Source organism: Sphingobium sp. SG1 (genome assembly GCF_057063145.1).
Map to the genome: position 1 here is coordinate 1 of NZ_JBVVOJ010000044.1, position 6,594 is coordinate 6,594.

Consider the following 6,594-nt stretch of genomic DNA (forward strand, 5'->3'; position numbering starts at 1 on the left):
TTATCTGGACAGTCTGCACCGTGCCTGACGCACCATTGAACGGTATGTTCTTGGTACAACGCAGGGGGGCATCAGGCCGGATGAAGCGCTATCCATAAGCTGGCGTAGTCCGGCCTGATGGCCACCGTCCCGCAGTCGCGCAACGTGCGCGATCTGGAGTCGGGAGGGGGTTCGGGGGAGGGACTGGCAAGCTGTGGATACTTCAGACACGTCGATCGTCATTCAGGAACGCCGGGCAGCGGATGGCCTGGACTCCTACATCCCGGTGATCCTGCAAGGTGGAGAGATCTACGATCCAGACCTCGACCGCTACTTCCTCGATCTGCCGTTGAACGGGGCGCGTTCGCGCCACTCGCTGCGCGCCCACGGGTATGATGTCCTGGTCTGGGTTCGCTTCCTTGCCTCCGTGCGCGGCAAGGACGTCTGGCAAGCCGATACCGATGATGTCAGTGCTTATCATCGGGCACGTCGGCGTAGTGACGCTGAGTTCCGGGTTTCGGCGTCGACGTGGAACCGGGCGATTGCCTCGCTCGACAAGCTTTATCGATGGGCCGAGCGGGAGGGCCTGATCGAGCGCACCCCATTTACCCACCGTCAGGTCTGGCGAAGTTCGCACGGAGGGCGTCGAGCGGCCGTCACGGGCCGCAACGACGCCTATGAACGCGCGGCCCGTCGGTCCGATGTCCGCTTCATCGATCTCACCGATTACCGCGCCTTTCGCGAGGTCGGCCTGCGCGGCCTGACCGTAGAGGGAACAGAGCGTCCTGGAGCACGAGACCGCAATGGCGCGCGCAACGCGCTGTTCGCCGATCTGTTGGTCACCACCGGCCTGCGACTGGAAGAGGCATCCCACCTGCTCACTGCCGAGATTCCGGTTGGCGGCGCCCGCGCGGAACGGCAGCGGCGGGTCGAACTTCCGGCGGCACTCACCAAGGGGGACAGGGGGCGTGGCATATTGCTGCCGCGCCGTTTGTTGCCGATGTTTGACGCCTATATCGCCGTGGAGCGAGCCGCAGCCGTCGCCAAGTTCGCAAGGCGCCGTGGCTGGGAAGCCATCGACCGCCCGATCTTCATACACCGCCCCTCATTCGGGCTGCGCGCATTGCAGCTGGTTGGCGGTGGCACGATGGATATGGAGGTCGTCACACCGGATGAACGCGCAAGGCTTGTTATTTGCGCTGACGATGGCACGCCCTGCGAAGCAGCGGCGCTCTGGCTGACCGAGGTCGGGCATCCGGTGCTTCCCAACTCGTGGGAAGCGATCTTCGCGCGGGCGAGCCGCCGCTGCACTGATGCCGGCATCCCGGTCCGCGTCAGCCCCCATCTGCTCAGGCATTCCTTCGCGGTCCACATGCTGGCCATGCTGATCCAGCGCCGCCTTGCCGAGGCGGCGGCACCGGTGGGCGCTATGGAAGGTTATCGCCAGTTGGTCGGCGATCCGCTTCAGCAGGTCCAGCGACTGCTCGGCCATTCAAGCCTCGCCACGACCTCGATCTATCTCGATCACCTCGCCACGCGTGCCGATACCGTCGATGCGGCGGTCGAAGAGCTGTTGGCACTCGTGCCGGGCTATCTTCCATCATGACCGCTGCTCCACGCAAAGGGCGCAAGGTCAGTTTCGAGGCCGCCACGACAGCGTCCGAGGCCGATCCATGGTCGCAGATCAGCACGCTGCGCTTCATGATCGATCCGCCATACGGCGGCGAGTTGCTAGTGGATTTCACCGACTTGCGGCCACGAGGCCTGGCTCTTGCCTTTGCCCGCGGCCTGTTCATGCTGGTCGCTCCGCGTGGCCCCATCATGGTGCGCTCGTCGATCAAGACATACGTCACACAGTTGCCGAGCTTCTTTGCCTATCTTGCCGGGACAGGCGACCGGATCAACGGCCCGGCAGACCTTCGCGCCGACCATATCGACGGGTTCGAGAGGTGGCTCGCCGCGAAGGGCAAGTCGCGCGTGCACGGGCCGACCTATGTCGCCAAGGTGGTTTCCGTCCTTCGCCGGATCTCGACCGATAGCCCCGAGCTTGTCGATCCTGGTTTGCGGGAACGGCTGCGCTTCGTCAGCTCACACCCCCACGTTCGCCCCCGTCCACGCGATGCCTACAGTCCGTATGTCGCTCGCCAACTCCGCGATGCAGCACGCGCCGATCTTGTTGCGATCGAGGCGCGCTTGCGGTCGGGGTCGCGCTTCGACGAGGAGCCGGAGATAGAAGGTGCTTACCGCCAAGCCCACGCGGCGATCGACGCGCGCGGCGTGCTGCACTACCGTGACCCCGCATATCAGAGCCTGTATAAGCTGCGGTGGATTCGCGAACTGAGCAGTGCAAGGTTCAACCTGAGCCTCCACGCTGCCCATTACCTTACCGCACACGACGTCGTGCCGCTTCTCGTTCTGCTCTCGCTGGAGACGGGGCTTGAGCTGGAGTGTTGCAAGTCGCTCACCATCGACTGCTTGCGCAACGCTTCGGGCGGCACCGTCGATGTCGCCTATACCAAGCTTCGCGCCCACGGTGCCGAACACAAGACCATCCGGGTCCGTGATGGCGGCTCATCCACACCGGGCGGCCTGATCCGGCGGATCATCGCACTCTCTGCCAAGGCCAGGGTGCATAATTCCAGCGACAACCTTTGGGTCTATTATCAGACCAACGAGATCACCGCTGGTATCCGCCATCCGCGCATGACGATCGACGCCTGGACACAGCGTCACGGCATTGTCGATGACGCCGGTCGACCGCTATTCCTGCGCCTCTCGCAGCTCCGCAAGACGCACAAGGCCTTGTGGTACCTCAAGACTGAAGGGCACATGGCCCGCTTCGCCGTCGGCCATACCGCCGAGATCGCGGCAAGGCACTACGCCGATATTCCAGCACTCAGACCGCTGCACGAGCAGGCCGTGGCGGATGCCCTCGAAGAAGCGCTGACCGGTCCAAGGATACTTCCTCTCTCGGACGAGGAGCGGCTGAGCGGCGAGTTGGCGAGCCCCGATCCGGATTATGAAGGCATCTCGCGCGCACTTCTCGACGGCGAACAGGACGTCTGGCTTGCCAGCTGCGGCAACTTCTATTCCAGTCCCTTTGCATCTGCCGGTACCGCGTGCCCCACGCCGTTCTGGGGTTGCCTAGATTGTCGCAACGCGGTCATCACCGCGCGCAAGCTGCCCGCCATCCTCGCGTTCCTCACCTTCGTCGATGATCAGCGAGCGGGCCTCAGCGCGGCCGAGTGGGCAGCCAAGTTCGGCCATGCCCGTGACCGCATTGTTCAGCAGATCCTGCCCGCCTTCGGCGACGATGTCGTGGCAAGGGCCCGGGCGCAGGTCGCGGCCGAACCTCCCATGGTTTACCTGCCACCCGAGGCCCGCGCATGACCGCTCTCCAGCTTCTGGCCGACAGCTGCAATGAACGTGACGCCCTCCCGGTGCTCATCTCCGCACCGCTCCGCCCTGGGGTCGATCGCGCGCATATCTCGCGATACGGCGATCCGGTCTGGGATCTGGCTCCCGGCGTGTTTCGCGACAATGCCCGGCGGTGTCATGTCACGGTACATTTCGATGGTATCGACGACCCATCCATCGCCGATGCCCTGCGCCAGATTCTCCATGCACGGCTCAATGCCTATCTACCCGGCCACCGTTCACGGCTTGAACCGGCGGGAGTGCGCGGCGAGGCCAACCGTACCTTACGCTTTTTCGACTTCGTGAAGGCTCAGCTGGGTCGTTTCGATCTCGGCCGGGTCGATCAGTCCTTTGTCGATCGCTACGCCCGCTCTTTACGCCTTGCCGGACTGCGTCCGGTTGCGGCGGCAGCGCTGCTGCGGATAATCTTCGACCTGCATGAGTTGCGGCACCATCTGCCGACTGCGCGCCTGTCCTTCGAGCCGTGGCCGGGACGCAGCCCTTTCTCGGTAGCAGGAGCAAAGTACGTCGCCGGAGAGAACCGGACGCCGCGCATTCCGGAAGCGATCATCACCCCGCTACTCGCCTGGTCGCTGCGCTACGTGACCTGCTATGCAGATGACATCCTCGCCGCGCGGGCGGAACTCGATCGCCTTGAAGCAAAGCGCGATCGTCTGGTTGCCGCTGAGGCAGGTCTTGATCACGCGGATCGACGGTCGCGACAACGCCAACGCCTCAACACCCATATTGCCGCCTTGCGGCGACAAGGGCGCGGGATTCCGATCTGGACCACCCCACACAACGGCACAACGCGGACAGATCCGCAAAGCGGCGATGTCACGCCGCCGATCAACTACCACCTGATCCACCTCCATGCCGGCATCGACGCGCAGGCCGAACCGGCCATGCACCTGAGCCTCACCACCGGCGCGCCGGACCTCATTGCCGCAGCCGTCGCAGAACTCGGCACAGAGATCGGCGGGATGGATACGGCCATTTCCGCCGATCCCGATACTGGCCGGCCCTGGCGCACCCGCTTCGATGCCAAGGCCCTGGCTCTCGAAGAGGTCATGCTGCAGTCGGCAGCCTACATCGTCTGCGCCTATCTCTCAGGCATGCGGGACAGCGAGATCCAGGCGATGAAGCGGGGATGCCTGTCCGTCACCAGAGCAGAAGACGGTGTGATCTTGCGGTATCGCATCAAGTCCACCGCTTACAAGGGCAAGCGCGGAGGCGGCGAGAAGACCGAGTGGGTCACTATCGCACCGGTTGCCGAAGCCATCGCCGTCCTTGAACGGCTTTCCGCGCGGGCGAGCCTAGCGCGCGGGACAACGACCTTGTGGCCGGTCCTCGCGCTTCGGGTTAACACCAAGACGCATGTTTCTGCCGAGATCGTCCGGCAACTCAACCGGTTTCGCGATCATCTCAACGACCGGTTCGGAACGGCGCAGGCACCGATCATTCCTGCCGGTCCCAATGGCGCGCCCTGGCGTCTGACCACACGCCAGTTTCGCCGGACCATCGCCTGGCACATCGCCAACCGGCCCTTTGGGACGATTGCCGGCATGATCCAGTACAAGCACGCCAGCGTTGCGGCGTTTGAAGGCTATGCCGGCAGCAGCCGGTCCGGATTTCGGGGAGAGATCGAAGCCCAGCGCGCGCTTGGTCAGATCGACGATATCCTCGTCTACTTCGACGAGCGGCAAGGTGGTGCGCGCCTGGGCGGCCCTGCCGCGAACAGGATCGGAGCCGCGCTCGACACTGTTGGCCACGAGTTGGCCCCGTTACCCGCCATGATTGCCGACCGGCCCCGCCTGCGCACGATGCTCGGCAGTCTCGCGCGGACATTGCATGTCGGCCCGCTGGCCGATTGCTTCTTTGATCCGGCAACTGCCCTGTGCCTCAACCGCATTTCGGAACCGGGTGTGACCGGACCAATGATCGCCATGTGCGAGCCGGTCCGCTGCCCCAATGCCTGTATTGTCGAACGGCATCGCCCGGCCTGGCAGCGCGGAGCTGACGAGGCGCGGCTGTTGCTGCGCGAGAAGCGGCTTCCAGAACCGCAGCGGGTAACGCTTCAGGCCGAGGTGGCAAGGATCGAGCGGGTCCTCGAACAGATCGCGCCCGGTGCCGCCACACCTCGGACCGGTGTGGCGGGAGAGGGAGAGGAGGCCGGTTTTCGGGTGACGGGCTGAAGGAGCGGAAGAGAGTTTCCCTCCGCTCGTCGTGGAGACCCGCCATGTCCCGATCCCACCCTGCGACGCCGCGAGCCGACGTCTATTCGCGCATCACCACCGAGATTGTCTCCGCCATCGAAGCCGGCGCCGGCGACTGGCGCATGCCCTGGCACCATGATGGCGCGGCCACGACGAGGCCGCAGAACGTCACCTCCCGCCGTCGCTATCGCGGTGTCAATGTGCTCGCGCTCTGGATTGCCGCTGAAGCCAGCAGCTATTCCAGCGGTCTTTGGGGGACCTATCGCCAGTGGGCAGCTCTTGGCGCACAGGTCCGCAAGGGTGAGCGCGGAACCACTGTCGTGTTCTGGAAGCAGGCCGCATCGCGCGCCGATGATGATCATGACGACGGCGAAGCCGGCCCCGGCCGCATGTTCGCCCGGGCCTTCACCGTGTTCAACCTCGCACAGGTCGAGGGCTATGAACCCACTCCTGTCGCGGTATTGCCCGAGAGTGAGCGGTTCGCGCATGCCGAGGCATTCGTCGCAGCTCTGAAGATTCCGATCACCGAAGGCGCCTACGATGCGCACTACCGGATCGATCTCGATCACATCTTCATGCCAACCTTTTCCGCGTTTCGGGATGCATCGGCACAGATGGGCACCCTTCTGCACGAAGCCGGCCACGCTACGGGCGCAAAGCACAGGCTCGACCGCAATTTTGCCGAGAGGTTCAAGCGCGACAGCCTGGCGATCGAGGAGATCTGCGCCGAACTGACAGCTTCGTTCGTGCTTGCTGACCTCGGGATCGCCCACCAACCGCGCGCCGATCATGCCGCATACGTGGCATCGTGGTTGCGCGTGCTGAAGGACGACCCTCGCGCCATCTTCACCGCCGCCAGCAAGGCACAGGCGGCAGCCGACTGGATGCACGCCCAACAACCTCAGCCCGAGGAGTTGGCGGCATGACGCGCGTCCGGAAAATTGGCGGTGGAAGTCAGATTAGGGCTGGACTGTCAGGATAT

4 protein-coding genes are annotated in these 6,594 nt (G+C 64.4%); all 4 read left to right on the forward strand.

Annotation, left to right across the window (positions count from 1 at the left end; genetic code table 11):
* Nucleotides 1-193: 193 nt before the first annotated feature.
* The 4 genes from AC0KVN_RS27160 to AC0KVN_RS27175 are packed head-to-tail and all read left to right on the forward strand — an operon-like array spanning nt 194 to nt 6,538.
* Complete coding sequence (locus AC0KVN_RS27160) at nt 194-1,585, forward strand: tyrosine-type recombinase/integrase (protein WP_483656754.1); 1,392 nt, start codon at nt 194-196, stop codon at nt 1,583-1,585.
* Entirely contained in the window at nt 1,582-3,369 is a 1,788-nt protein-coding gene (locus AC0KVN_RS27165; RefSeq protein WP_483656755.1) for a hypothetical protein, read from the forward strand. The genes AC0KVN_RS27160 and AC0KVN_RS27165 overlap by 4 nt, the downstream gene beginning before the upstream one ends.
* Nucleotides 3,366-5,591: a site-specific integrase gene (locus AC0KVN_RS27170; protein WP_483656756.1), complete on the forward strand. Its 2,226-nt coding sequence runs from the start codon at nt 3,366-3,368 to the stop codon at nt 5,589-5,591. The genes AC0KVN_RS27165 and AC0KVN_RS27170 overlap by 4 nt, the downstream gene beginning before the upstream one ends.
* A gap of 44 nt (nt 5,592-5,635) precedes the next feature.
* Complete coding sequence (locus AC0KVN_RS27175; RefSeq protein ID WP_483656757.1) at nt 5,636-6,538, forward strand: ArdC family protein; 903 nt, start codon at nt 5,636-5,638, stop codon at nt 6,536-6,538.
* Nucleotides 6,539-6,594 lie beyond the last annotated feature (56 nt).

Coding starts and splice junctions, on each gene's coding strand:
- AC0KVN_RS27170 (WP_483656756.1), top strand. CDS start 3,366: ATGACCGCTCTCCAGCTTCTGGCCGACAGCTGCAATGAACGTGACGCC.
- AC0KVN_RS27175 (WP_483656757.1), top strand. CDS start 5,636: ATGTCCCGATCCCACCCTGCGACGCCGCGAGCCGACGTCTATTCGCGC.
- AC0KVN_RS27165 (WP_483656755.1), top strand. CDS start 1,582: ATGACCGCTGCTCCACGCAAAGGGCGCAAGGTCAGTTTCGAGGCCGCC.